Origin of the sequence: Moraxella sp. CTOTU47616 (genome assembly GCF_032017465.1) — a bacterium.
GTDB classification, from domain to species: Bacteria; Pseudomonadota; Gammaproteobacteria; order Pseudomonadales; family Moraxellaceae; genus Faucicola; species Faucicola tetraodonis.
In genome coordinates this window covers 302,247-326,397 of the sequence record NZ_DALZPU010000002.1, presented here as the reverse complement: position 1 = coordinate 326,397, position 24,151 = coordinate 302,247, and the positions used below count along the sequence as shown (strand labels likewise).

The 24,151-nt window shown below is 43.8% G+C and carries 34 protein-coding genes; 20 read left to right on the top strand and 14 right to left on the bottom strand.

Annotation, left to right across the window (positions count from 1 at the left end; translation table 11 throughout):
• Nucleotides 1–114 precede the first annotated feature (114 nt).
• The 4 genes from RTS10_RS03600 to RTS10_RS03585 are packed head-to-tail and all read left to right on the top strand — an operon-like array spanning nucleotide 115 to nucleotide 4,920.
• Nucleotides 115–1,986: an extracellular solute-binding protein gene (locus RTS10_RS03600; protein WP_312539281.1), complete on the top strand. Its 1,872-nt coding sequence runs from the start codon at nucleotides 115–117 to the stop codon at nucleotides 1,984–1,986.
• A gap of 14 nt (nucleotides 1,987–2,000) precedes the next feature.
• Entirely contained in the window at nucleotides 2,001–2,801 is an 801-nt protein-coding gene (gene gloB, locus RTS10_RS03595) for a hydroxyacylglutathione hydrolase (protein ID WP_312539280.1), read from the top strand.
• Nucleotides 2,802–2,848: 47 nt separating this feature from the next.
• Complete coding sequence (gene yejB / locus RTS10_RS03590; RefSeq protein ID WP_096489127.1) at nucleotides 2,849–3,898, top strand: microcin C ABC transporter permease YejB; 1,050 nt, start codon at nucleotides 2,849–2,851, stop codon at nucleotides 3,896–3,898.
• Nucleotides 3,898–4,920, top strand: coding sequence for an ABC transporter permease (locus RTS10_RS03585; protein WP_312539278.1), 1,023 nt, complete (start codon nucleotides 3,898–3,900; stop codon nucleotides 4,918–4,920). Before yejB ends, RTS10_RS03585 begins: the two co-directional genes overlap by 1 nt.
• A 1-nt stretch (nucleotide 4,921) precedes the next feature.
• On the opposite strand, the gene vapC is transcribed toward RTS10_RS03585, so the two are convergent.
• Both vapC and RTS10_RS03575 read right to left on the bottom strand, forming a co-directional pair.
• Nucleotides 4,922–5,332 carry a type II toxin-antitoxin system VapC family toxin gene (gene vapC / locus RTS10_RS03580; RefSeq protein ID WP_312539276.1) on the bottom strand — a complete coding sequence of 137 codons (411 nt, stop codon included), beginning with the start codon at nucleotides 5,330–5,332 and terminating at the stop codon, nucleotides 4,922–4,924.
• Complete coding sequence (locus RTS10_RS03575) at nucleotides 5,329–5,532, bottom strand: type II toxin-antitoxin system VapB family antitoxin (protein WP_040403039.1); 204 nt, start codon at nucleotides 5,530–5,532, stop codon at nucleotides 5,329–5,331. The genes vapC and RTS10_RS03575 overlap by 4 nt, the downstream gene beginning before the upstream one ends.
• A 141-nt stretch (nucleotides 5,533–5,673) precedes the next feature.
• Between RTS10_RS03575 and RTS10_RS03570 the strand changes: the two genes are divergently transcribed.
• The 3 genes from RTS10_RS03570 (at nucleotide 5,674) to tfpB (ending at nucleotide 10,918) form a co-directional block, all read left to right on the top strand.
• A complete protein-coding gene (locus tag RTS10_RS03570) occupies nucleotides 5,674–7,317 on the top strand; it encodes an ATP-binding cassette domain-containing protein (protein WP_312539275.1) in 1,644 nt (547 codons plus the stop codon).
• Nucleotides 7,318–7,503: 186 nt separating this feature from the next.
• Nucleotides 7,504–8,973, top strand: a complete 1,470-nt coding sequence (locus RTS10_RS03565; RefSeq protein ID WP_286130640.1) for a DHA2 family efflux MFS transporter permease subunit — start codon at nucleotides 7,504–7,506, stop codon at nucleotides 8,971–8,973.
• A 172-nt stretch (nucleotides 8,974–9,145) separates the two neighbouring features.
• Nucleotides 9,146–10,918, top strand: a complete 1,773-nt coding sequence (tfpB, locus tag RTS10_RS03560; RefSeq protein WP_312539274.1) for a type IV pilus assembly ATPase TfpB — start codon at nucleotides 9,146–9,148, stop codon at nucleotides 10,916–10,918.
• A gap of 465 nt (nucleotides 10,919–11,383) precedes the next feature.
• On the opposite strand, the gene RTS10_RS03555 is transcribed toward tfpB, so the two are convergent.
• The 9 genes from RTS10_RS03555 to RTS10_RS03515 all read right to left on the bottom strand — a co-directional run bounded on the left by RTS10_RS03555 (nucleotide 11,384) and on the right by RTS10_RS03515 (nucleotide 15,493).
• Nucleotides 11,384–11,548, bottom strand: coding sequence for a hypothetical protein (locus RTS10_RS03555; protein WP_312539273.1), 165 nt, complete (start codon nucleotides 11,546–11,548; stop codon nucleotides 11,384–11,386).
• 78 nt (nucleotides 11,549–11,626) lie between these two features.
• Entirely contained in the window at nucleotides 11,627–12,349 is a 723-nt protein-coding gene (locus RTS10_RS03550; protein ID WP_312539271.1) for a hypothetical protein, read from the bottom strand.
• Between the two features lie 10 nt (nucleotides 12,350–12,359).
• Nucleotides 12,360–12,494 carry a hypothetical protein gene (locus tag RTS10_RS03545; protein ID WP_312539270.1) on the bottom strand — a complete coding sequence of 45 codons (135 nt, stop codon included), beginning with the start codon at nucleotides 12,492–12,494 and terminating at the stop codon, nucleotides 12,360–12,362.
• Entirely contained in the window at nucleotides 12,487–13,137 is a 651-nt protein-coding gene (locus RTS10_RS03540) for a hypothetical protein (RefSeq protein ID WP_312539269.1), read from the bottom strand. Before RTS10_RS03540 ends, RTS10_RS03545 begins: the two co-directional genes overlap by 8 nt.
• 58 nt (nucleotides 13,138–13,195) lie before the next feature.
• Nucleotides 13,196–14,437: a recombinase RecT gene (locus RTS10_RS03535; protein WP_312539268.1), complete on the bottom strand. Its 1,242-nt coding sequence runs from the start codon at nucleotides 14,435–14,437 to the stop codon at nucleotides 13,196–13,198.
• Nucleotides 14,370–14,537 carry a hypothetical protein gene (locus tag RTS10_RS03530; RefSeq protein ID WP_312539267.1) on the bottom strand — a complete coding sequence of 56 codons (168 nt, stop codon included), beginning with the start codon at nucleotides 14,535–14,537 and terminating at the stop codon, nucleotides 14,370–14,372. The genes RTS10_RS03535 and RTS10_RS03530 overlap by 68 nt, the downstream gene beginning before the upstream one ends.
• Nucleotides 14,537–15,106, bottom strand: coding sequence for a hypothetical protein (locus RTS10_RS03525; protein ID WP_312539266.1), 570 nt, complete (start codon nucleotides 15,104–15,106; stop codon nucleotides 14,537–14,539). Before RTS10_RS03525 ends, RTS10_RS03530 begins: the two co-directional genes overlap by 1 nt.
• A 1-nt stretch (nucleotide 15,107) precedes the next feature.
• Nucleotides 15,108–15,299 (bottom strand): hypothetical protein, encoded by a 192-nt coding sequence (locus RTS10_RS03520; RefSeq protein ID WP_312539265.1) that lies wholly within the window; start codon nucleotides 15,297–15,299, stop codon nucleotides 15,108–15,110.
• On the bottom strand, nucleotides 15,296–15,493 hold the full coding sequence (locus RTS10_RS03515) for a hypothetical protein (protein WP_160001477.1): 198 nt from the start codon (nucleotides 15,491–15,493) through the stop codon (nucleotides 15,296–15,298). The genes RTS10_RS03520 and RTS10_RS03515 overlap by 4 nt, the downstream gene beginning before the upstream one ends.
• Before the next feature lie 504 nt (nucleotides 15,494–15,997).
• On the opposite strand from RTS10_RS03515, the gene RTS10_RS03510 reads away from it, so the two are divergent.
• On the top strand, nucleotides 15,998–16,378 hold the full coding sequence (locus RTS10_RS03510) for a hypothetical protein (RefSeq protein ID WP_312539263.1): 381 nt from the start codon (nucleotides 15,998–16,000) through the stop codon (nucleotides 16,376–16,378).
• On the opposite strand, the gene RTS10_RS03505 is transcribed toward RTS10_RS03510, so the two are convergent.
• From RTS10_RS03505 to RTS10_RS03495, 3 genes are all read right to left on the bottom strand, one after another.
• Complete coding sequence (locus tag RTS10_RS03505) at nucleotides 16,371–16,643, bottom strand: hypothetical protein (protein ID WP_312539261.1); 273 nt, start codon at nucleotides 16,641–16,643, stop codon at nucleotides 16,371–16,373. The two genes, RTS10_RS03510 and RTS10_RS03505, sit on opposite strands and share 8 nt — an antisense overlap.
• Nucleotides 16,644–16,858: 215 nt before the next feature.
• The gene (locus RTS10_RS03500) at nucleotides 16,859–17,179 is read right to left on the bottom strand and encodes a hypothetical protein (protein ID WP_312539260.1); all 321 of its coding nucleotides are present in this window, start codon (nucleotides 17,177–17,179) and stop codon (nucleotides 16,859–16,861) included.
• Between the two features lie 5 nt (nucleotides 17,180–17,184).
• On the bottom strand, nucleotides 17,185–17,880 hold the full coding sequence (locus RTS10_RS03495) for a S24 family peptidase (protein ID WP_312539259.1): 696 nt from the start codon (nucleotides 17,878–17,880) through the stop codon (nucleotides 17,185–17,187).
• Between the two features lie 100 nt (nucleotides 17,881–17,980).
• Between RTS10_RS03495 and RTS10_RS03490 the strand changes: the two genes are divergently transcribed.
• From RTS10_RS03490 to RTS10_RS03435, 12 genes are all read left to right on the top strand, one after another.
• Nucleotides 17,981–18,175, top strand: a complete 195-nt coding sequence (locus RTS10_RS03490) for a Cro/CI family transcriptional regulator (protein WP_312539258.1) — start codon at nucleotides 17,981–17,983, stop codon at nucleotides 18,173–18,175.
• A 9-nt stretch (nucleotides 18,176–18,184) separates the two neighbouring features.
• Entirely contained in the window at nucleotides 18,185–18,502 is a 318-nt protein-coding gene (locus RTS10_RS03485) for a CII family transcriptional regulator (protein ID WP_312539257.1), read from the top strand.
• Nucleotides 18,503–18,511: 9 nt separating this feature from the next.
• Nucleotides 18,512–18,724, top strand: coding sequence for a hypothetical protein (locus RTS10_RS03480; RefSeq protein WP_312539255.1), 213 nt, complete (start codon nucleotides 18,512–18,514; stop codon nucleotides 18,722–18,724).
• Nucleotides 18,721–19,125 carry a hypothetical protein gene (locus RTS10_RS03475; protein ID WP_312539254.1) on the top strand — a complete coding sequence of 135 codons (405 nt, stop codon included), beginning with the start codon at nucleotides 18,721–18,723 and terminating at the stop codon, nucleotides 19,123–19,125. The genes RTS10_RS03480 and RTS10_RS03475 overlap by 4 nt, the downstream gene beginning before the upstream one ends.
• Nucleotides 19,126–19,182: 57 nt before the next feature.
• Nucleotides 19,183–19,881 carry a phage antirepressor KilAC domain-containing protein gene (locus tag RTS10_RS03470; RefSeq protein WP_312539252.1) on the top strand — a complete coding sequence of 233 codons (699 nt, stop codon included), beginning with the start codon at nucleotides 19,183–19,185 and terminating at the stop codon, nucleotides 19,879–19,881.
• Nucleotides 19,878–20,882, top strand: coding sequence for a hypothetical protein (locus RTS10_RS03465; RefSeq protein ID WP_312539251.1), 1,005 nt, complete (start codon nucleotides 19,878–19,880; stop codon nucleotides 20,880–20,882). Before RTS10_RS03470 ends, RTS10_RS03465 begins: the two co-directional genes overlap by 4 nt.
• A complete protein-coding gene (locus tag RTS10_RS03460; protein WP_312539250.1) occupies nucleotides 20,854–21,402 on the top strand; it encodes a hypothetical protein in 549 nt (182 codons plus the stop codon). The genes RTS10_RS03465 and RTS10_RS03460 overlap by 29 nt, the downstream gene beginning before the upstream one ends.
• A gap of 244 nt (nucleotides 21,403–21,646) precedes the next feature.
• Nucleotides 21,647–22,054 (top strand): DUF1064 domain-containing protein, encoded by a 408-nt coding sequence (locus RTS10_RS03455; RefSeq protein ID WP_312539248.1) that lies wholly within the window; start codon nucleotides 21,647–21,649, stop codon nucleotides 22,052–22,054.
• Nucleotides 22,051–22,989, top strand: coding sequence for an N-6 DNA methylase (locus tag RTS10_RS03450; protein ID WP_312539247.1), 939 nt, complete (start codon nucleotides 22,051–22,053; stop codon nucleotides 22,987–22,989). The genes RTS10_RS03455 and RTS10_RS03450 overlap by 4 nt, the downstream gene beginning before the upstream one ends.
• Nucleotides 22,980–23,489, top strand: coding sequence for a restriction endonuclease subunit S (locus tag RTS10_RS03445; RefSeq protein WP_312539246.1), 510 nt, complete (start codon nucleotides 22,980–22,982; stop codon nucleotides 23,487–23,489). The genes RTS10_RS03450 and RTS10_RS03445 overlap by 10 nt, the downstream gene beginning before the upstream one ends.
• A complete protein-coding gene (locus RTS10_RS03440; protein WP_312539245.1) occupies nucleotides 23,489–23,899 on the top strand; it encodes an antiterminator Q family protein in 411 nt (136 codons plus the stop codon). Before RTS10_RS03445 ends, RTS10_RS03440 begins: the two co-directional genes overlap by 1 nt.
• A gap of 87 nt (nucleotides 23,900–23,986) precedes the next feature.
• The gene (locus RTS10_RS03435) at nucleotides 23,987–24,130 is read left to right on the top strand and encodes a hypothetical protein (protein WP_312539244.1); all 144 of its coding nucleotides are present in this window, start codon (nucleotides 23,987–23,989) and stop codon (nucleotides 24,128–24,130) included.
• Nucleotides 24,131–24,151: the final 21 nt, after the last annotated feature.

Here is a 24,151-nt window from a genome sequence, read left to right as displayed (position 1 = left end):
AGTCTTTTTTATAGTTGGCGGGTGTGGGGCATATGAGGGATAACAGCTAGCCATACCAAGGGTTTTTGAAAAATAGTTGAAGGGGTCATGGGGATGCAAGTGAAAAAAGACAGGATGATAAAACCAGCCCACTGGATGAGGGCAATCACTCGCCAAACATTCGGCAAAAAATACTGGGTGCTGGGCTTATTAGTGGTCGCGTCCGCTGCCAATACTGCTATCATCACTGGCACATCTATCGCTCACAACAGCACCGCGCAATTTGCCAATGTTTCTCATTTACCGTATGCCAATCCCAACGCTCCCAAAGGCGGTGTGTTGAGCCTATCTGCCATCGGCACCTTTGACAGCATTAATAAATGGATTGATGTCGGTACGCCTGTGACCGGCACCGATTATTTGTTTGAAAGTTTGATGACAGGTTCGCTCTCTGAAGCGTTTGTGCAGTACCCACTACTGGCGGATAAAGTCACTTATGACCCAGATGACCCAAGCTGGGTTATTTATCACATCAACCCCAAAGCCTATTTTTGGGATGGCACGCCTGTGACGGCGCAAGATGTCAAAGCCAGTATGGATGCACTGCTCACAAAAGGCGTGATGAGTATGCGTAGCTACTTATCGGATGTCAAAGAAACGCAAGTGATAGATCGACAAACCGTCAAATTTATTTTTAAATCTAAAGACAACCAAGAAATCAAACTGACCGTCGCGCAAATGCCGATTTGGTCAAAAAAATCGATTGATGGCTATTTTGATAAAGTCGGACTGACGCCACTGATGGGCAGTGGCGCGTATAAAGTCGGCACAATCGATGCAGGACGCGCCATTACTTATGTGCGCGACCCCAACTATTGGGGCGCCAAACCTGAAGCGGGCGTGGTAGTGAATGTCGGTCGGTATAATTTTGACCAAATTAAGTATGTATATTATCAAAACCCCGAAGTGGCATTTGAAGGCTTTAAATCCGGCGAATATTTTTTCCGTGCCGAAAACAAAGCGCGGACATGGTCGACGGGTTATAACTTTCCTGCCGTCAAAGCAGGCATGATCACCAAAGCGCAAATCGCCAATAACAACCCCGTACCGATGCAAGCGATTGTGATGAATTTGCGCCGACCGATTTTTCAAGATATTCGGGTGCGCCAAGCGATGACACTGGCGTATGATTTTGAATGGCTCAATAAAACCATGTTTTATGGGCAGTATGAACGCTTGCAAAGCTTTTTTCATGGGTCAGCGCTTGCCGCAACCGGCACACCGACGCCCCAAGAGCTGGCGGTTATCAATCCGCTATTACCTGACCTTGAGCCCATTCAAACACAGGCTGTTTTAAGCGATTGGCAAGCCCCCAAATCAACTGGCGATGGATTTAATCGAGACAATTTATTAAAAGCGCGTCAATTGCTGCTACAAGCAGGTTTCAAATACCAAAATATGAAGCTATATCAGCCCAATGGTCAGCCCGCCAAACTGGAATTTTTATCCGCCGATGACAAGAATGCGCGCATTGTGTTGCCGTTTTTACGTAACCTGCGACGACTCGGGTTTGAGACAAGCTTTCGCCAAGCCGATGTCCCCCAGTACCTAGAGCGCACTCGCAGATACGACTATGACATGATTATCGATATGTTTGCCCAAAGTTTGTCCCCTGGCGCCGAGCAAACCTATATGTGGGGCTCACAAGCCGCAGACGAAAAAGGCAACCAAAACTCGGCGGGTATCAAAAACAAAGCCATTGATGCGGTGATTGCCAAACTCATAGTCTCCAAAAATCGTGATGATATTGTGCTATACAGCAAAGTATTAGACCGTCTGCTACGGGCGGGCTATTATGTCGTGCCGACTTATGGCAAGCATACTGACAATGTGGCGTATTGGAAATTTTATGAGCATGGGCCGCTGCCAAGCAATGCCATCGGTATCGATTATTGGTGGGTGAACAAAGACAAACAAGCACAAGTCATGCAGTATTTAGGAAAATAATAAGGAATAAAACAATGCTAAAAATCCACCCAATCCCAGCCTTCACTGACAACTACATTTGGGCGATGATCAATGATGAAATACAAGAAGTGATTATTGTCGATGCTGGCGATGCTGAGCCTGTTATAGAATTTGTCAACCGTGAAAATCTAACCATCACCCAAATATGGGTGACCCATCATCACAGCGACCACATCGGCGGCGTAACAGCATTGGCAAATGTGTTTCCAAACGCACAGATTTTTGCGCATGTCAATATTCACTCGTTAATCAATGCCACACAGTTAATCCCCGTCGCTGAAGGGCGCGAATTAACCGCTTGGGGCAGTCCTGTGCAGGTGTGGCAGGTGGCAGGGCATACCGAAAATCACTTAGCGTACTTAGTGACGCTTGATAACCGTCTGCATATTTTTTGTGGAGATACGCTATTTCGCGCAGGTTGTGGCCGGGTTTTCACCGGCACGATTGAGACGTTGTTTGAAAGCTTTGACCGTTTTGCGCAGTTACATGACGATGAAACGCTATTTTATCCTGCCCATGAGTATACCTTGTCAAATCTTAACTTTGCCCAGTTTATCGAGCCCAATAACCCAGCCATTGCACAGGCAATAGCGCATGACAGTGAGTTACGCCAGCAAAATACGCCAACTTTGCCAACCTCGTTAGCCGATGAAAAAGCCATCAATCCGTTTATGCGTGCGGTGCTTGCACCCAGTGATGAGATGATAAAAACCGTACAAACGCAAACAGGAATTGAGGATGACAGTCCGTTTGAGATATTTAAAGCCTTACGCCAACTAAAAAATAACTTTTAAGGGCAACAATTAAAGGTAACCATTAAGGCTAATAATGAGGGATAACCATGGGCAAATATATTCTTAAACGGCTGTTGTTAATCATCCCCACTTTGTTTTTGATTCTACTCACCAACTTTGCCATTGTCCAATCGGCGCCGGGCGGTCCTGTCGAGCAAAAAATATCCCAAATTGAAGCAGAACAAAAACAGGGCGCCACCCAAACCCAGCTGTCAACGACCACTTATCAAGGCAGTCGGGGTTTATCGCCAGACATGGTCGAGGCTATCAAAAAACAATATGGCTTTGATAAACCCGCGCTCGAGCGGTTTTGGCTCATGCTGACAAGCTATGCCAAGGGCGATTTTGGTACCTCATTTTTTAAAGGCAAACCGGTGGGCGAGCTGATTTTGGATAAAATGCCCGTGTCGATTTCGCTAGGGCTTTGGAGTACGCTACTGATTTATCTAATCGCTGTGCCGCTTGGGATTGCCAAAGCCAGACGCCATAATTCACTGATGGATAAAACCACCGCGTTGCTGCTTGCGGTGAGTTATGCCGTGCCTGTGTTTGTGCTTGCGGTGGTGTTACTGGTGATGTTGGCAGGGGGAAGTTATTGGCAGATTTTTCCGCTACAAGGCTTGGTGAGTGAGAATTTTGATAAGCTGTCCACGTTTGGCAAAATCAAAGATTATTTTTGGCATTTGGCATTACCCATCACGGCAAGCACGATTGGCGGGTTTGCGGGCCTGGCGTATTTGACCAAATTTAGTTTTATGGAAGAGTTGAACAAACAATACGTGCTGACGGCTCGCAGTAAAGGGTTAAGCGAAAAAAAAGTGCTATACGGTCACGTATTTCGCAATGCGATGATGATTATTATTGCAGGCTTGCCGTCGGCGATTGTGGGAATATTTTTTACCGGCAATTTTTTGATTGAAGTAATTTTTAATTTGGATGGTTTGGGACGACTGGGGTTTGAAGCGATTGGGCAACGCGATTATCCGGTGATTTTTGGCACGTTGTTTATTTTTACCTTGATGGGGCTGATTTTGCAGTTGATAAGTGATGTGACTTATCATCTCATTGATCCCCGTATTGATTTTGAGGGTCGCTAATGCTGATAAAACATCCTGTTTGGCAAGCGCGCATTCACCGCTTTCGGCGTAATCGGTTGGGATTTGTTTCGCTCATCATGTTTAGCTTGATTTTCCTTGCCTGCATGGGGGCAAACCTTATCGCCAATGACAAGCCCATACTGGTTAATTACCAAAATCACTGGTATTTTCCCATCGTCAAGTCTTACCCCGAAACTACCTTTGGCGGTGTGTTCGAAACCGAAACCAACTACCAAGACCCTGTGGTCAAAGACCTAATCAACCAACATGGCTATATGATTGAGCCTATGATACCGTTTGCCGACCAAACGCCTAGTGTCATGCGCTCAGTGCCGTTTCCTGCGCCGCCCAATGCCCAAAACTGGCTCGGTACCGACGACCAAGGTCGAGATGTGCTGGCGAGGGTATTGTATGGTTTGCGTGTATCGCTATTATTCGGGTTGGCGTTGACGGTGGCAGGGTCAATCATTGGCATTGCAGTAGGGGCGGTGCAAGGGTATTTTGGCGGCTGGACAGATTTGGTGGGTCAGCGGCTGATGGAAGTGTGGGGCGGTTTACCACAGCTGTTTATGATTATTATTTTGGTCAGTCTGTTTAGCCCCAGTGTGTTTGTGTTGTTTGGCTTAATGCTGCTCTTTGGCTGGATGGGGCTCGTTGGTCTGGTGCGTGCTGAGTTTTTGCGAGCGAGAAATTTTGATTATGTGCGGGCTGCCAAGGCGATGGGCGTGAGTGATGGCAAGATTATGTTTCGCCATATTTTGCCCAATGCGATGTCGTCGAGTCTGTCACAGTTGCCGTTTATTTTGACCGCGAATATCACGGCACTCACCACGCTCGATTATTTGGGCTATGGCTTGCCTGCAGGGTCGCCGTCTTTGGGGGAGCTAATTTCGCAGGGAAAAGATAATTTGGATTCACCGTGGCTCGCTTTGGCTGGGTTTTTTAGTTTGACGATTGTGTTGTCGCTGCTGATTTTTATTGGGGAAGCGCTGCGAGATGCGTTTGACCCACGGCAGTCTTGAATTAACTAAAATTCAATGCAGCAATCAACCCAAAATGCTGAGTAAACGGAATAAAATCCCTATCGCAAAATAACAGGGGTAATTGATGTTCAACGCAAAAACTAGCAATCATCACATCATTGGCTTTACGAATGGTAATGCCTTGCTTGCGTAATTGGCGGTAATAATCAGCGTATTTAATCGCATTTTGTTGGTTCAAAATATCGTAACATAATAAACTATCAAAGGCATTTTTGGCTTGATTGTAGTCTGTATCAAGGCGAAAACCTTGCAAGATTTCCATCAAAATCACATCAAAAATCGCCACATTACTTGCCTCAAGTTGCGTGTCCAAAAAATCGGTGTGAGGTGTTGAATGACCGTTAAAATAGTCTATCCAAACGCTAGTATCAGCGATGATAGGCAAGTTCACGCTTCAACACCTGTTTTACGCATTTCGGCTAAGTCGCCTTCCCAATGCAGTTTGCCCCGTAAGTCACGGATTTTTTGTTGTTGGCTTTTTTGCAAGAGTAGCTTTAGCCCTTGTTCGACGGCTTCTTTTTTAGTTTTAATACCTGTGGCTTGTAGGGTCTGTTGCATTAGATTGTCATCTATTATGATGTTAGTTCGCATATCATTTCGCCTTTGTGTATGATTCTTTGATATTATACACATTTTAATAAATAGTTAAAAGGATAAAAATATGAGTTCAGGTTTTGTGGCGGGGACGCTCGTGCATACGGATAAAAGTTTGACCATTCAAGGAAATGATAAATGAGCGAGTTACTCAAAGTCAAAGACCTAACAATCAAATCCGCCACCCAAACGCTGGTCGATAACCTATCTTATACCCTGCACACAGGCGAAACGCTCGCCATTGTCGGTGAATCGGGTTCGGGAAAATCCATATCAAGCCTAGCCTTACTTGGACTGCTGCCAAATAGTCTAAGCATAACAGGACAAGCCCATTTAACAGACAGCCAAAGTGACAAAACCATCAACTTACCCATTGAAAATAGCCTAAGCACCTATTCCAAAAGCAGAAAGCAAAACCAAAACATTTTTCGCCAAATCCGTGGCAAACGCATCGGCATGATTTTTCAAGAACCGATGACCGCCTTAAATCCTTTGCACACGGTGGGCAAACAAATCGCCGAATCGTTAAATCTGGCTGGCGTGGCAAAAAAACACTGGCGACAGCGTACCCTAGCGCTGCTTTCCCAAGTCAATATTACCAACCCTGAAAGCAAACTTGCCCGCTATCCGCACGAGCTATCTGGTGGGCAACGACAGCGTATCATGATAGCGATGGCACTCGCGCAAGACCCTGATATTATTATCGCAGACGAGCCAACCACCGCCCTAGATGTCACGCTTCGCCATGAGATTTTGGGGTTACTGCATCGGCTAAAAAACGAGCGGGGCATGGCAATGATTTTGATTAGCCATGATTTAAACCTTGTCAAACGCTACAGTGACAACCTCATCGTCATGCAGCAAGGCAAGGTCATGGAGCAGGGGGCGACCCAAGCAATTTTTGACCATCCGCAGCACAGTTATACTCGCTCATTGATTTATCAAGATTTTGGACAAAGTTTGCCAATCATTGACAATTCCCCCAGCGTCTTAGAAGTTAAACAGTTAACCATTGCTTTTCCCCAAAAAAACAATATATTGGGTCAAACCACCCAATGGTTTGAGGCGGTCAAAGGGTTAAATTTGACCCTTAATCAAGGGCAATCCTTGGGTATAGTGGGCGAGTCTGGGTCTGGCAAAACCACCATGGCTTTGGCACTCATCAAATTATTGGCGAATGCCGCCAAGGTGCAAGGTCAGATTTTGCTGTCAGCCAATGCTCACATGACGGACGTTTTAGCGTTGTCGAATAAAGCCTTTTTGCCGTATCGCTCGGATATTCAAATGGTATTTCAAGACCCGTATGCCAGTATCAATCCACGGTTTAGTGTGTTTGAGATAATTGAAGAAGGGCTAACCATCCAAGGTATGGCAAAAACGGCGCGTGAAAAAGCGGTGTTAGCAGCCTTAGATACAGTGCGGTTGCCACGAGATTTTATCAGCCGTTATCCGCATGAGCTTTCAGGCGGTCAGCGTCAGCGGGTGGCACTTGCGCGGGCATTGGTAATGAAGCCCAAAATTTTGTTACTCGATGAGCCAACATCGGCGCTTGATAGCAGCACCCAAGTGGCAATAGTGAAGTTATTGCGAGATATTCAAGCAAAATTTGGCTTAAGCTATATTTTTATCAGCCATGATTTGCAGGTGGTTAAGGCATTGTGTCAAACGATACTGGTATTGAAAAATGGCGAAACACAAGCGTATGATACGACAGACAATATCTTCAGCCAACCACAAAATCCCTATGTGACTGCCCTAATTGCGCACAGCAGTGAAAACTAGCGGGTTTGCTGTCAAAACATTAGAAAGTTAACAATTATCGTGAACCACGTTGTTACGTAAGTTTGCTTGGTTATAGCCAATTTGCCATAGTCATTTAATCCTAGTGATTTTATTACAAGCACTTATATAACCACTTGATTACAGGCAGTTAATTACAGCCCCTTTAGCAATTGTTAAAAGTTAACCATGCCAAATTCCATCATTACCGAAGACAAAAAGCCACAGCATGACCTATTTGCTATAGCTGCCTTAACCCCCGCGCAAACCAAATATTTGCCAATCGTGGTGGCAATCGCTTTGTTTATGCAAATTTTAGACTCAACGGTGCTCAATACCGCTTTGCCTGCGATGGCGCATGATTTAAATCAGCCTGCGTTATCAATGCAGTGGACAGTGATTAGCTATGCGCTCACTTTGGCAATTTTTACCCCGATTAGTGGTTTTATTGCCGATAAGTATGGTACTAAAACCACCTTTATGGTGGCGATTGGCGTGTTTACGGCAGGCTCGATGATGTGTGCGGTGTCACCAACGCTCAATAGCCTAATTTTTTCTCGCGTGGTGCAAGGATTGGGCGGTGCGATGCTGATGCCTGTGGGCAAGTTAACGCTGATTAAAAGCTATCCGCGAGAACGTATGCTGTCGGTGATGAATTATGCGGTAATGCCTGCGATGATTGCGCCAGTGATTGGGCCTTTGGTCGGGGGGTATTTGGTGGAGCTGGCAAGCTGGCATTGGATTTTTTTGATTAATATTCCTATGGGGGCATTGGGGATGTGGGCAGGGTGGAAACTGATGCCCAACTATCTACAGCGCAATCCCAGCATGGATTTGCTTGGGTTTTTGCTGTTTGGTGGCGCGATGGCAAGCTTTACCTTTGCGCTCGAGTTTGCCAATAACATTCATGCCGATAATCTGGCTTCAGCGGTTTTTCCCGTGATGGTTGCTTTATTGGCGATTATGCTGCTCATTGGCTATTATTATCACGCCAAATACTCAGAATCGCGTAATGGACAACAACCGCTATTTGGCTTGGATTTGTTTCAAGTGCGTACCTTTCGGGTGGGCATTGTTGGCAATTTGCTGACCCGTTTGGGGATGAGTGCGATTCCTTTTCTACTGCCGCTACTGCTGCAAGTGGTGCAGGGTTATTCGCCGTCACAAGCGGGTTGGATGTTGGCACCGATTGCGGTGGGCGCGCTGTTGACCAAGCCGCTGGTCACGCGTATTGTGAAGCGATTTGGTTATCGTAGAACATTGGCGGGCAATACCTTGTTGATTGGGGTTAATATCATGCTGCTATCACAACTCAATCAAACCACGCCGATTTGGCTAAGTGTGCCATTTTTGACTTTTATGGGGGCGTGTAATTCGCTACAATTTAGCACGATGAACACCATCAGTATCGCACGGCTTCGCCCAAGTCAAACCAGCAGTGGCAATAGTTTATTGTCCGTCAACCAACAATTGGCGATTAGTTTTGGGATTGGCTTTGGGGCGATGCTGTTACATTTACTGACGCCCGCTCGCGCCTCGCTGGCACAGACGCAAACCGCGTTTTCATACAGTTTTATCATATTGGGTATCATGACGATTTTATCTGGGCTGTATTTTTTGCGATTGCACCGATTTGATGGCAAAGGACTATACCAGTAGTCGCCCTTATATTCTTGCCCATATTGTTGATACTACGTTGTCAATATAGCTTGCCCAACCATACCGATGGATAGCGTGGTAATTTATTTCACTCATTTTTATGATAATTTTAATCCTTTAACCCGATTGACCCTAATTGCTATTCTATTGGCGCAATCGTTTTGGAAAACCTATGCTCTCCAATGCTTTTTCAATGATAATTGATACCCGTTGGTGTCTTAATGAACTGCTAAAAGATGGCGTCATTGACCAACGTGATTATAATTTGGTGATGACCCATAACCGCAAAACCTTGCATCCCCTGCAAGTGATTGCAGGCTTTCATCTAGTCGATAAAACCACGCACATGGCGCTCAGTCTGGACCAGCTCAATCGCTGGTTGGCACAAAAAGCAGGCGTTGATTATGTACGTATTGACCCGCTGAAAACCGATGTGCCCTCAGTGACATCAATTATGTCATTTGAATATGCGCGCTCGCAGCACATTTTGCCAGTCGCCGTCACCCAAGATACGGTGGAAATCGGTACTGACCAGCCATTTTATCAAGATTGGCAGCTCAATATTGCGCATATCGTGTCGCCCAAAAAAATCAAAACCGTATTAATCAGTCCCGAGCAAATCAACCGCTATCGCCAAGAATTTTATCAAGTCACCAAAGCCATTGCCGGGGCAAACCATCAGCAAAAACGCGCGGATGCCGATATCACCAATGTCGAAGCATTATTACAATTGGGCAATGCCGCCAATATTGAAAATCCCGATGCCAATGACCAACACATCGTCAAAATTGTCGATTGGCTATTACAGTACGCTTTTGACCAGCGTGCCAGTGATATTCACTTAGAGCCGCGCCGAGATAAAAGCAACGTGCGTTTTCGTATCGATGGTATTTTGCATACCGTTTATCAAATGCCGACTGGAATTATGACCGCGGTAGTGGCTCGGATAAAAATTTTAGCAAGACTCAATGTCGCTGAAAAACGTAAACCGCAAGACGGACGGCTCAAAACCCGTACCCCCAAAGGTCAAGAAACCGAGCTGCGGTTATCGACACTCCCCACTGCGTTTGGCGAAAAATTGGTGATGCGGGTATTTGACCCCGAGGTACTGGTGCGCTCTTTTGAACAGTTGGGGCTCACAGGGCGGGATTTGCAAAAATGGGATGACATGACCCGTAAAGCCAATGGTATTATTTTGGTCACAGGTCCGACAGGCTCGGGTAAAACCACGACGCTGTACAGTACCCTCAAAAAACTGGCGACAGAAGAAGTCAATGTCTGTACCATCGAAGACCCCATTGAGATGGTGGAGCCGTCATTTAACCAAATGCAAATTCAAAATAACATTGATTTGACCTTTGCTGACGGTATTCGCTCGTTGATGCGTCAAGACCCCGATATCATCATGATTGGCGAGATTCGCGATACCGAAACCGCAGAAATGGCAGTACAAGCATCGCTGACTGGGCACTTGGTGTTATCGACTTTACATACCAATGATGCACCCAGTTCGTTAACAAGGCTGCATGATTTGGGCGTGGCGCCGTTTTTAACCTCAGCGACCATCTTGGGCATCATGGCACAGCGTTTGGTGCGTACCCTTTGCCCACATTGTAAATCCAATAAGCCCATGAATGACATTGAGCAGCAGACATGGCAGGCGTTAGTCAGTCCTTGGAAAGCCGCCGCCCCAGATACCATCAATCATGCCGTTGGCTGTGAACACTGCCGTAACACTGGCTATCTTGGGCGAGTGGGATTGTATGAAATCATGGTGCTCAGTAATGCGCTTAAAAAATTGATTAGCGAAGGCGCTGACTTGTCGCAAATCGCGCAAAAAGCCTATCAAGATGGGTTGCAACCGTTAAGACTGGCAGGGGCAAAAAAGATTGCCGAAGGGGTGACGACGTTTGAAGAAGTGATGAGAGTGGTGCCATTAACTTAGGCAGCTAACCATTATTTGAAAGACAAAAAGTAAAAGTTAAAAAATAGCCGGCAACAAAAAAGCCTAAACGTAAAAGTTTAGGCTTAATCAATGGTGCCCGGGGCCGGACTTGAACCGGCACGCTCGTAAGAGCGAGGGATTTTAAATTCTTAGATAGTTAAATTCATGTGAAAACATGATAATTCATATCAATGCGTAAGGCTTCACAACCTCAGTGTTTTCAAGGCTTTTAAGGTTTTTTAGACTTCATATAAATTCATAAAAAATCATGTAACGACATATTTCAAGTATATTTTCAGTATATTTTTAGCCAATTTCGCTGATGAAAAGTATATTCAATATACTCGGGTATACTGCAAAATGGGGTGCTATTTTAGATTGGCCGCGTGGATAAGGATTTCTTTTTGAGTATAAAAAAAGCCAGCGTTCAGCTGGCTTTACGATAATTGGCAGTACATTTGTAAGTCATGCGCTGTAAGAATCCATGTAAGACTCTTGCTTGATAAAGTACAACACTTCGGCATGGTTTAGAGTACTCAAGCTTGTCGCTGTCATTGTCGCGCCAACTCTGCAGCGTGCGAGGCGATACGCCAATAAAGGCGGCTGCATACTCAGGCGTAAAGTACTCATCCGGACTGGCATGAGTGACGGCTGTTTTCATCAGTTCTTTTTCGTGGGCAGTGTAGGTCGCCCATTTTTTGCGTGGTATCATGCCAGTTCTCCAAATAAGTCAGGTTGATTTTCTTCAATAGTCTTTTTTTGCCTGGTGGCCATGGGCTTAGCTTCAACGGCGGACACATAGCTAATACCGTTCACATCCAAAGCTGATTGAAAGCCAAAACTTCCTTCACTGCCAACAAAACCAAGTGGTTTTGGGGTTAAATGAAAATAGTATTTTTCATACAGCTCATTTAAAAACATATATGCCGGCACCGCACAGCCAACAAATTGACCTGTTTTGCAATGTTTGAGCATACCGATATAGTGTTGGCGTGGCTCCCGACAATATGAGCTTTGATGGTTTTCGATTCGGCAAGTTTCGCTAAAAATATCGTAAGGTTCAAATCCTAAGTCTAGTATCTTCTTGAACATACCAAACGTGCTGTAAGTTCCACGAAAGACACTTGTTTTATAGCTTGTTGAGTCAAATGCTGATTTGATACCCTTTGCTTCATACTCATAAAAATACTTTTTCCAAAATTGACCAGGGTTCTTTTCAAACTGTTTGGTGAAACTATCTTTTGCTCGCCAAAAATCGATTTCAACATTGCGATGATAGTCAATTGGCTCAATGACTTCGCCAATCATGTTGTGAGTAGTGAAATAACCGTCAATCGCCATTCCTATATCCTCACGGTTCTCGTAGTGATTGCCGTTATAAATCCATGCAATGTTAGCTAGGATTTCTGCCTTGGTGGGTTTATTGCTCACGGCTTTCTCCTTATTTTTTATCCATCTTGATCGCTGGCATAGGCAGCGCTTTGGCTGCCTCTTTAAACTTTATTTCACACTTCACCGACTCATGATAGAGTCGGTGGTTGTTTTGGCGAATGCGTTTTGCGGTACGTTTATTCATCAAGTACCGCCTCGGTTAGTGGCTCGCCTGTGTACCAATCAATAGGCGTCAGTCCACCAACAATATTGCAATTTGTACTCATTAAACTGCCCTTATAATCCAATCGGTCAATAATGATTTTGTCGCCATTTCCCCATAAACAAAGCACATTCTTAATGCCTTTTTTGAGCATAGCTCTTACAATATCATCCCCGCTCAACGGCTTAGGCGGCTGCTCAAACTCGATATGCGGGTATAGATTGCATAGCATTTCGTAGTTTTCTTGGGTGGCATGGCAGAAGTATCTTGAATTGTAATAGTCTTCTCTCCAGCCTTTTATTTGCACTTCACCAAGGTCAGAAACATCACTAACTACACATATGTCCGCATAAGCTCTGTAATAAACCTTATCCCCCACCTTAAATTTAGGGGATACCGCTTCAAACTCAGGCGTTAGCTCTGCTCCTTGCAGTGGGTTTTCTGCTGAGTCTAGGACTGGCTCGAAATGGTCAAATTCCCAGTAAAGAAAATTTCCCTCGTCATCTTTTACCTTTATTTCTACGCTAATATCTATAACATCGTATTCTTTGCCAATTTTCAGGCAATCGTCATAAGCCTTAACGCATCGCACTTTCTTACACTTTAAAAAATCTTGTAGTTTCATAATTCGCTCACTTATTGATAGATAGTAAATGCCACCGTTGCCAGTGGCACTTTTTTGGTTAGGCTTGGGTCAATGCTTCAAGATTGCTTTCAAGCACTGCATCTAGCTGATTGAAGGTTGCCTCGCTTAACTGCGCTTGGGCAGCGTATAGTTCAGCGCGAACATCATTAAGATTATCTAGCGTCATGCCGCTGATTAGTTTCATCAGGTCGCTGGCAACCTTTTTTTCACCTGTCAACGTGGCTTTTTCTTTCGGCTCGCTGACTGGCTCATCATTGGCAACCGGCTCGGCTTCGACAACGGTATCTGTCTTGGCGCTTTCGAGTTGAGCTTTGATAGCATCACGCTTTACAGTCAAAGCATTTCTAAGCGTTGGCAGATCATCACCGCAAAGATTGACATTTGGATTTTCGCTAAGCTCCTTGATATGCTCACCAAGCGGTCTAACTTGCTCAAGCGTGGTAATCGCTTCGATTTGCGCTAATAGCGGCTTGATATCGTAGCAGGGTAGTTGTTGCTGTTTTGGTTGTGCGGCTGGCTGTGGTGCGGGCTCTGGGGTCACGTCAACAAAATCGCGTACTTCATCGGCTGAATAAATACCCATCAAAATCTCTGGTGCATAGATGCGACCAAAGAAGGCGGCTGCACGATAACGCAACATTTGGTCTGGCATGGTTTGCCATTTGCTACCGTTCTTTTGGTACCAACCTTCTTTGATCGCCATTACCATGTCGATTTTGGCGGATTCGATACGCTCGCCGGTGGCTTTCTCGATTGCCCATGCCACGCATGATACGTTTTCAACTTGGGTTTTAACATTTTCAGAAGTTTTATTTTTGCCGTAGCCTTGAGTGACTGTATATTCCACGTCTGTCATACCGTGCTTGACGATTTCAAAACGTAAAGGCGAAAACTTACCGCAGGCATTGATAGCAGCGATGATAAACTGGCTTGACCACGCTGGGCGGCCTTCGATGATATACAGGTTTTGCATAATCATCAGTGGGTCATAACCCATGCGATTTGCCATATTTAAGGCGATCAGGCAGTTAGCTGTGGCGTTTGGGTTATTCTCGCCAATCACGTTGCCTTGGTTGTCATACTGCAATTTCCCATACTCTTTGGTTGGGATAAAACAACGGTAATCTTTTGGCACAAGGCTTGAATTTGATAAAATTTGTGCTGCCTGCATAGTTTCGGCAAAACTGCTAAATTGAAAAATACCCGTGCTGTTAGAAAGGGCAGTTGTGGCTGGTGCTTGCGTTGGCATGGCTGGCATTACTTCGGCTAGGTTTGACATAAGATTTTTCCTTTTGTTGTTCTTCAAGTTCGATTTGATATTGTTCTAAAGCCAAGTCATTCTCGCTTGGCTCTGGGATAAAGTAATCACTGATATTCATCAGAAAACACCCGTACTGGCATTTCTGCGAGACTGCAGCTTAATCGCTGTGGTCTTTTTGCCCAGGTAACGATTAGTGCCGCTAACTAGGCTTTTTATTTTGGCCTTATGCTGGCTTGTTGGCTCAAACATTTCCCAGTCGCTAGATAGATCAAGCGGGCGTCGCTGAAATTCATCCATATCAACTTTGATAAATTCATTATCAATGATGCCATCGTAGTGTTTGATAGTTAGCGCAGCATGTGGGTCGCGGTTTTTAACGATACCATCCGTCAAAATAGCATAGCAGCGGGGACGGGGTGCAATCTGATTAGACGTTTGAAAACGCCCGTTCATAATGCCCAGAAACTCAGCAAAGATAGCGGTAACATCAAGGCATGATTTTGGGCTAATAATTTGCCAGCCATCGGCATACTTGACTTTGACCTCGGCGGGCTTGCTGCTGTTTGGCAAAGTCTTGACTGCGTATGTGGTCTCAATGCCTTGCTCGTCAGTTTTTACTACCAAACCTGCATGACATTTTTCAGCAGGAATATGAATGGTTTTGTCGGGTACGATGCGTAATGCCATATCAGTTATCCTTATTCCAGTGAGCTTGGATGTCAGCTTTGTAACTGTTAATGTAGGCTTGCTCGCCTTGCGCTTGTCTGTCCCATGCCGTGACAATGCCGTGACCGACAAATTTACCTGCCGCCAAAAATGCTAAAATGCACAGCATGGCAAAGGTGAGCTTACCCAACACGATGAAAAGTTTATCTTTCATGCGGCAGACTCCTCTTTGATTTCGACGACCTTGCTAATTGAAATGTCGATGCCATCCTTGCAGGCATCCCAACGCACCGCGCCGCGCGCTGCCGTGGGGTTAAATGCTTCGATTTGAATGCTTAAAAGCGTTTTTGGATATCGTGCGTCACGATAAAACACTTCAAATTTGCGTGTTTTTGGTTTTTGTGCCATAATCTGGTCACTCCTTATAAGTTGAGTAAAGCCCCTTTGCCGTCCAAAGTTCAGGGGCTTTTTTGTTGTCTTGGATTTGAGATTGCTTACGGCAATCAATCGGATTTTTGTTTTTGCCTACATACAGGTTTTGCTCTTATGGCTTATCTGCCCACTTGCTATTACGGTATGCCGAAGGGTCGTTAGCAGTCCTCATTCCCTTAAAGCGTTCTAGGCTTTGGTCATAACTCCATCGCCAGTGCTGCCGCTGAATCTTTAACTTGTGCCGTTCTCTGCACGGCTTGACAGGTTCCTGAGCTTTAATTGAATTTCGCGATAATCGGCTTATCGTGTTGATGAGTTTAGTTTACTAAAGTGAACTTAATAAGTAAAGAATTATTTTCACATAAGTGAACTAATTAATTAAATTTGTTTTTATAAGTGAATTTTAAGCAATAAAAAACCCGCATTTAAGCGGGTCATGTGATAAAATATTTTTATACTTTTTTGTAACTGAAGGTGAAAATGATGGATATTGCAGAGATTCGTTTAGAAATCGTCCGTGATTTAATCGATGCTGGACATTATCAACCCAACCATGCCAAGCAAATGATTGATGATGCCCAAGAAATCGTGAAGTATATAGTCAGTGGCGAGCGTTATGGTTGTGATAGCAGTGATAGTGCAAAGCAATTTAACGAAGCTGAACCAAAATTAAAACCTCTGATTATTCCAAAAGGCACTCGTATTAAGATTGCTGATTGTCCTTTTTATCTACAAGAAGATATCGATTTAGGTGTGAAAAATGAAGATCAGCACGAAGCCTTAGCCCATGCGCTATACGTTCAGGAAAATTGGGATACCGATATGAGCTTAAGAATAGGAAGTGTTAAGAAATCTAATTAGAAAGCCATATTGCAACCTCTTTGCGCAGATTGATATATTCGTACTCTTCAATATCAACTTCGATAATGAATATAGTATCGTCTCTGTCTACAAATTTACTTAAATAAGCTATCAGTTGCTCTTTTGTTAATTGCGTGTAGACTAACCATTGGGACTGAGTAGGTCTTGCCCAACTGTTTTGATATGAGGCTTTTTTAATACCTTCATATAATCTTTCGTAATCTCTATCTTTGTGTAGATCATAAGTAATTGAATAAAACGTCATTATTACATCTCCAATTAGCCACTCTCAAGCAGGGTGGCGTTCCGCTTAAAAATCCAACTCAATCTCTCGATAAACACACCAACCCTTAGCCCTCGTCGCTGGCGTGATTAAATCCGCATTGTAGATAAACCAAACAATGAAGTAGTGGTCAGGGTCAACATTCTCTAATGACCAGCCTGTGAGTATTGGTTTGGGTTTGGTATAGCCATTAAATATCATTTATTGCTGCCCCATGAATAACCGTATTCCCCACAGTTTCTATTTAGTGACTCAAAAATATCATTAATTTTTTGTTCAGCTATCAAATGGTAGTCTATTGCTTCGCCACGATACTCATAACTATCATTACCATAACGGGCACCTAATTGCATCTCTGTGTCGTGCATTTCCTGTTTGACTTTTTGATATTCTTCAATATTAGCTTTCACAATTGCTCGGCAATTTTTTGGCAAACCTGAGTCGCCATATTCTGCCTTTTCGTTTGGATCATTGCAGCCAGCAATCATCAAAATAAGTGGTAAATAAAATAATCTCATAGCAATTATCCCGCCCGATACATTTCACGACCAACAATCACCAAACTTGAGTGATTTTCAGCGGTCACGATTTTATCTGGATAGTCTGGATTGTAGCAGTGCAATCTAAGTACATTCCCAGGCTCGCGAAAGATGCGCTTAAACATACGCTCACCATCTAGCAAAATGGCATACATTTCACCGTCTTTGATTTCGCGGTCAGATATATCAATGCCCACCATGTCATGCTCATTGATATAAGGCTTTTGACTATCATTCTTAGCACAAACGAGCTTGAAGTTTTCAGGCTTGACGCCTTTGTCGGTAAAGAAGTGCGGGGGAAATATCCTGTCACCTTTAACTTCTTCAAAGGCAAAGTCCTCTGCATCGCCATCACCACAGCAAAAATAAACATCATAGATGGGTATTCTGATGCCGCTATCGTCATCGTCACCATAATCAACGCGGACGTTATCAAGGGCGTGTATTTGGTCGAGAACTGACTGCGTGTTGTCTGATGGCTCTCTGCCAGTTAACAGCCATTGTGTGGTTGTTTTTAATGTCTTTGATAAGTCGTCCAGATACTTTGCGCTTGGGTCATTTAAATGATTAAACCATTTATGAACCGTGGTCTTTCCTGCGCCAGTTCCTTTAATCAAATCCGCCTGTTTTAAACCAAGCTCATTCGCCCTGGCGATTAGTCTTTCAGTGATTTCACTCATAACAAACTCCTATATATTCACTATAGTAAACTTAAATATTGACCTAAAAGGGAATTTGTGGTTTACTAATGTGAACTAATAAATTCCACAAAGGTGAACTATGACATTTAATGAATTAAAGTCATTTTTCCATGTGAAAACCGACACAGCGTTAGCCGAAAAACTAGATGTATCAAAGGCGGTTATTCATAAATGGAAAAATCAAGGCATCCCAACCGAACGCCAAGCCATCATCCAAATTCAAACCAAAGGTGAATTAAAAGCCGATGGCATCCCTCAACTCGAAACCGCCTAGGAGCGACCTATGTGCCATAAACCGATAAGTGAATTATCACCTGAGCTACAGGAAATCGCACGAAAGAACGAACGGCTTTTATTGACTCGACTTTCCGAGATTGGTCAAAAAGAAGTGGGTGAGAAAGTTGGGATAAGTGAAAGCGGTGTGTCGAAACTCAAAAGCGAAGGTCGCATTGAGCTTTTTGCCGTTTTGACTGCTGTGCTTGGCATCAAGCTATCTGATAAAGATGACTTGATGTGCTCACCTGTCATTGCTGAAGCATTTAAAGAGATTTTAAAGAACTCGGCAGAAAGCCCAGAGTTTTTACAGATTTTATTTCGATAGGAGATATCAATGGCTAAATTCAACCCAGATGACTGCAAATTCTGCAATAACACAGACGATGTTTGCTGTCACGAAGCGATACGCACTGACAACAAAGCGCAAGCGCATATCATCGATGCTCAAGACGAACATCATCATGATGAAGCAGATGCTCACGTCTTCATGTTGAATGGATTGTTGGTTGCTAAAGATGTGGCTATGCCAAAGGCGGGTGTGCGATGAGCGAACTTGATAAATACGGCAAGCACGACCCACTGGCACAGCACTCAAGCTATGCCAAAAAATCAAAAATTACCGTAGCTGATACTGATGCTTGGTTAGCAAAAAACGGTAATGGTATGAGCAGACTGCCAAACAAAGCCAAAATCGTAACAGATGCAATCTGGTCAGACTACGGCAAGCAATCGGTAGCGACATTGATCTGGCGTTGTATCAATGCTAATGGCGTGGTGGTACCTGCTGATATTAGCAATACCTCATGCCAACGGTCAGTAACTTATTACTGCCGAAACATGGTGGCTAACGGTGAGCTTGAAGTGTTTACGGTAGAGCGCCACACCAACGATCCGATGCGTGCCGAATCAGGTAGTAAACGTAAAGTAAATGCGTATCGACGCGCATGAAAAAACCCTAACGACGGCAATCGTTTGGGTTTGGTATCAATCAAGAAGGAATTAAACATGAATGATTTAGCGATATTAAAACAAACAGCACAAACAATGTCAAGCCGAGAAATCGCACAGCTATGTGACAAAGAACATCGCAATGTATTGCGTGACATTGATTTGCTTAATGAAACCTACACTCACATGGGCCTGCCCAAAATTGAGCAGGGGTATTACACGCACCCCAGCACTGGTTCACAGCAACATCGCGAATTCTTACTCACTAAAGAACAATCCATTGATTTAGTCACTGGCTACCGCGCTGATATACGCATTCGCATCAATCGCCGCTGGCAAGAGCTAGAAACCCAACTACCAAGAGAATTATCCCGCCTTGAGATTTTGCAAATTGCATTACAGGCAGAGCAGGAAAAAATTGCATTGGAATGCAAGGTCAATGAGCTGCAACCGAAAGCAGATGCTCTTGACCGCATTAGTCATGCTATCGGCAATCAAAACGTGCGAGATACCGCGAAAACCTTGGACAAGAATCAAAACCAATTTGTTGATTGGTGCTTAAAGAATGACTGGCTATATCGTGACGATGCCAGCCGTTTAAAGGCATATCAACATCGTATTAATCAAGGCTTTATGGCGCAAAAATCAGTCATCTATAAAGGTCAAGATGGCGCAGAGCGAGTAACCATGCAGCCAATGTTTACACCAAAGGGCATCACTCACTTAGCTAATAAATTCAAGAAGGCGGTAGCGTGATGACTATGAACAGAGATACGGACTTACTCATGGATAAGTGGCACAAGACGCCAAACGCTGTCATAGATAGCATTGTTGGCACGCATATCACCGCGAGCGCTGGATGGATAGTCATGACGGTTATTCGCCATACTGACGGATTTGGACGCGATTCAACAGCCATCCCTACAAGCGTTTTTATGCGCGTACTTGGGACCGAGCGCGCTAAAACAGCTTATAAGTACATTAATGAAGCTATTGATTCAGGACTGATTACTGTCGTTAAGAAAAACGGAAAGGTTAGTGAATATTCCATTAACAAAAAATGTCCTATTTGGTATGGCGTTGACGAGCTAAAAGAGTCAAAACCAGTGGCACAAAACGCCACTACTAAACCAGTGGCGGAAAGTGCCACCAGTGGCGAAAAAGTACATAAACCAGTGGCACAAAACGCCACTGCCACCAGTGGCGAAAAGCGCCACACTTATAAAGACAATAAGAAAGACAATTTAAATACAAAAGATATTAAAGAAAAAAATAAAAAAGAAAATTCGCTAAAAACTCAAAGCTCGAAATCAGAAAACTTTGATCCTTTGAATTTTGAAATTCCAAGTTATGTAAATCCTGAACTTTGGAAAAGCTATCACGAAATGCGAAAAGCCAAAGGCAAAAAATTAATCGCTACCGAAAACGCTTGTCAGTTAATCATCAAGGATTTTGAAGCTTGGCATGAGAACGGTTTAGACGTTAACGAGTCCTTAGAGAAATCAATTAAATCAAGTTGGACTGGTGTTTTTGAGCCAAAACGCAGAATCAATCAACCGCAGAATTTAAACCAAGGATTTAACCATGCAAACCATCAACCAAGTAATCAGCCACAGCAGTTTGACACTAGCACAACCTTCGGCTATGCAAGCAAGCTCACAGCAGATGCCCAAGCATACTACGCACAGCAAGCAGCCCAGCAACGAACTGACGGAAGCAATCCGGTTGATGTTCATTGCATGGAAAGCACGTTTTAAAAACAAAATGCAAACGCGCAATGAAGCAGAGTTTGATTGGTCGTTCCCAATGGTTTTAGTTTGGGCGCAAGAATTAACCGATAAACGCGTTACCGTCAAAGAGTTTGATCTGGCTAAAAAACGCTCGATGGACTTAGATTGGATGCCAAACAATGCTGTAGAGTTTTTAAGACTGGTACGCGGTGAAAATATCAATCCTTATCCGTCGTTAGAGACTGCCTTTCATGTGGCCTGTCAGAATTGCGGTATGCGTGGTAATGCTAACCGTAACTGGACGCATGAGACCGTACACGAAGCGGCAACTCGTATCGGTTTTGGGGTATTGGCAAGTGCTACGGAAAGGTTTAAGCCAGAATTTGCGCGCGTTTATATGCAAGTTATCAATGAGTTTGACAATGGGGCGAGTTTTATCATTCCAGAGTCACACCGCATTGAGCAAAAACATATTCCCGCCGATGAAAAGGTTGCCGATGATCACTTAGCAAAAATCAAAGCCATGTTAGCAGGGGTGAGGGCATGACCCACCTCAGCCACCCAAACCACAAATTAACCACTACAGGCTACTACGTCTGTGCGGTTAAGCGCGGCGAGCTGACTTGGCGCGACAACAGGACCAATCAGCTTATGACAACCAAATACATAAGCGGACGCATCATCAAAAGCCCACACAACGAGAGTCTGCACCCAGCATTGTGGGCTAAGTGGCGCTTAAACGGACAGGCAATTAAACACGAATTTGGGGATTTAATTTTAGGGAGTGAGCAGTGACAGCAATCATGACACCAAAACAAGCAAAAAACCTTTTCTCTCAGCGCGGGACCACAAAAGAGACCAAGCCGAAAAAATCCAAGTATAAAAATATCCGGGTCCAATACAACGGCAAATGGTTTGATAGTAAAAAAGAGATGCGCCGTTATCAGCAGCTTGAGCTTTTACAGCGCGCTGGCAAGATTAAAAACCTATGCTGCCAAGTTGTTTATGATTTGCTGCCGACCACTCGCATCGGTGGTCAGACTCAACGAAAAACGACCTATGTTGCTGATTTCGTTTATTGGGATATCGAAAAAGATTGCGAGGTCATCGAAGATGCCAAGGGCGCGAGAACTGATGTTTATAAGATTAAGCGTAAATTGATGTGGGAAATTCTGGGGAAAGAGGTTAGAGAGGTATGACTTTCGTTGAACATAACAACCGAGAAAAAGCCAAGAAATTTGCTGAATACATCACTGGTCAAGAATTGCGCCAATACTTGGCTGAAAAAGTTAAGCATTACTGTGGCGAACATCCTACCGTATTTGATGGCGCGTGCGGCAGCGGTCAACTGGAGCAATTCATCGAGCCTAAGCTGTTATATGGCGTAGAGATTCAAACGGAAAGCTGTGAAGCAGTTAAGCAAAATTATCCAACTTCAATGATTTTTAATCAGTCATTTTTTGAGTTTGACAATGGCGTTCTCGCTGATTGTGTGATTATGAATCCACCTTTCAGTATGAAATTCAAGGATTTATCAGACAGTGAAAAATCAGCAATTCAAGCCGATTTCTCTTGGAAAAAATCGGGCGCTGTTGACGATATTTTTATTTTAAAGTCGCTTAATTACACCAGTCGCTACGCTTTTCATATTTGTTTTTGTGGCGTGGCTTATCGCAATGCTGAAAAGAAAATGCGTGAGTTAATCGGTAATCAATTAGCCGAAATTCACACTATTCAAAATGCGTTTGAAGATACGCAAATTGACGTACTTTTTTTAGTTATCGACAAGCAGAAAACGGATAGCAGCTATCAAACATCTATCTATGACTGCAAGGCTAAAGAAACGCTTGTCAGTGAAACAAAGCAACTTGATGATGAATATCGTTGGCAGACTGCTAGGGTGATTGTTGAAGAGTACCAATACACAGAAGCCGATATCGACCAGATGAACATTCAACTTAATCAAATGAATATTGATGGGTTGGAGTTACATATCAAAAACCAACTGATGCTATGGGAAATGATGGGCGCGAAGGTCGGACTACCTCAGTTTTTTAACCAAGTTAAAAAGCTTATCGCTAAGTACGAAAAAGAGTATTACAGCAAAGAACAAAGGGAGTTGCTATGTGGCTAACGCTTGATGATGTTGCGGATTTAAAGAAGGGTAAACACTGCCAAAAAACCGATGGCAATATTCCCATTATTGGCAGCGGTAAAAAACCCACTGGTTACACGGATAAGGCAAATACAGGTGATGACACCGTTACTATTAGCATCAGGGGCACGGTCGGTAAAATTTACAGATGGCGAGAACCAATCTGGGCATCAGAAACGTGTTTGGTTGTAGATCCGAAGCCAATGATATTCAAGGATTACTTATATCACTATCTAAAAAAGCATGAGCGTGAGATTCAGGAATTTCACAACTGTCAAACGATAGTAGAAATGGATATGAATCGACTTAGAAAATTCCCTATTTTTGTGCCGGACCACTACACGCAAGCCGATATCGTGGCAGACCTTGAAAGATTGGCGCTGGATATAAGTCATATTGATAAAAAGATAAAGACGGTAAATGCTTTGAGCAAAGCGATGGCTGCATCATTGCTTAATTTTGAACGAGTGGGGGCTTAATGATCAACAAAATCGAAGAATGGGGAAAGTGGGCAAGGCACACAGGTTATGAGCGTCATAGCACACCGATGTATGCTTTGATGCGCGCTAATGGTTGCTTTCATACTGGCAATAATCGGGAACCAAACATCACCGATGAAGAAGCCTTGGCGATTGATAAAGCTGTATTGGTTTTGAAGAAGAATTGGCTGGTGTTGTATGAGGTTCTTTTTCTAAAATACGTCAAAGGCGCATCATTGCGTGATATCGCAAAGTGGTACCTAACGCCGCTCGAGTACCCAAAGCAGATTAAAATGAAAGATGATGACCCGAGAAAGAAATTTGTTTGCCATAAAATCGCAGGCAAGATGTTGGAACAAGCTGAAAAAATAGTTTATAAAAACCTTGATTTTGACCCCAGCACTAGGTAAGATTGTGTTAAATTTGAAATAAGTTATACATAAGGCGAAATCGAAAGATTGTCGCCTTTTTTGTTGTCTGAAATTTAAGGATTAAACATGGTACGCAATGACGAACATGCTAAGCGATTGGTTGAGAAACGTGAGCAAGCAAATAAGAAAGGCTTGCCAAATGCGGTCAAGCGTTACATGAAGCGGACTGGGTTTAACCCAAATCCACCAGTTTTGAATGGTGATATGTAAAATTTACTTCCAACTACTTCG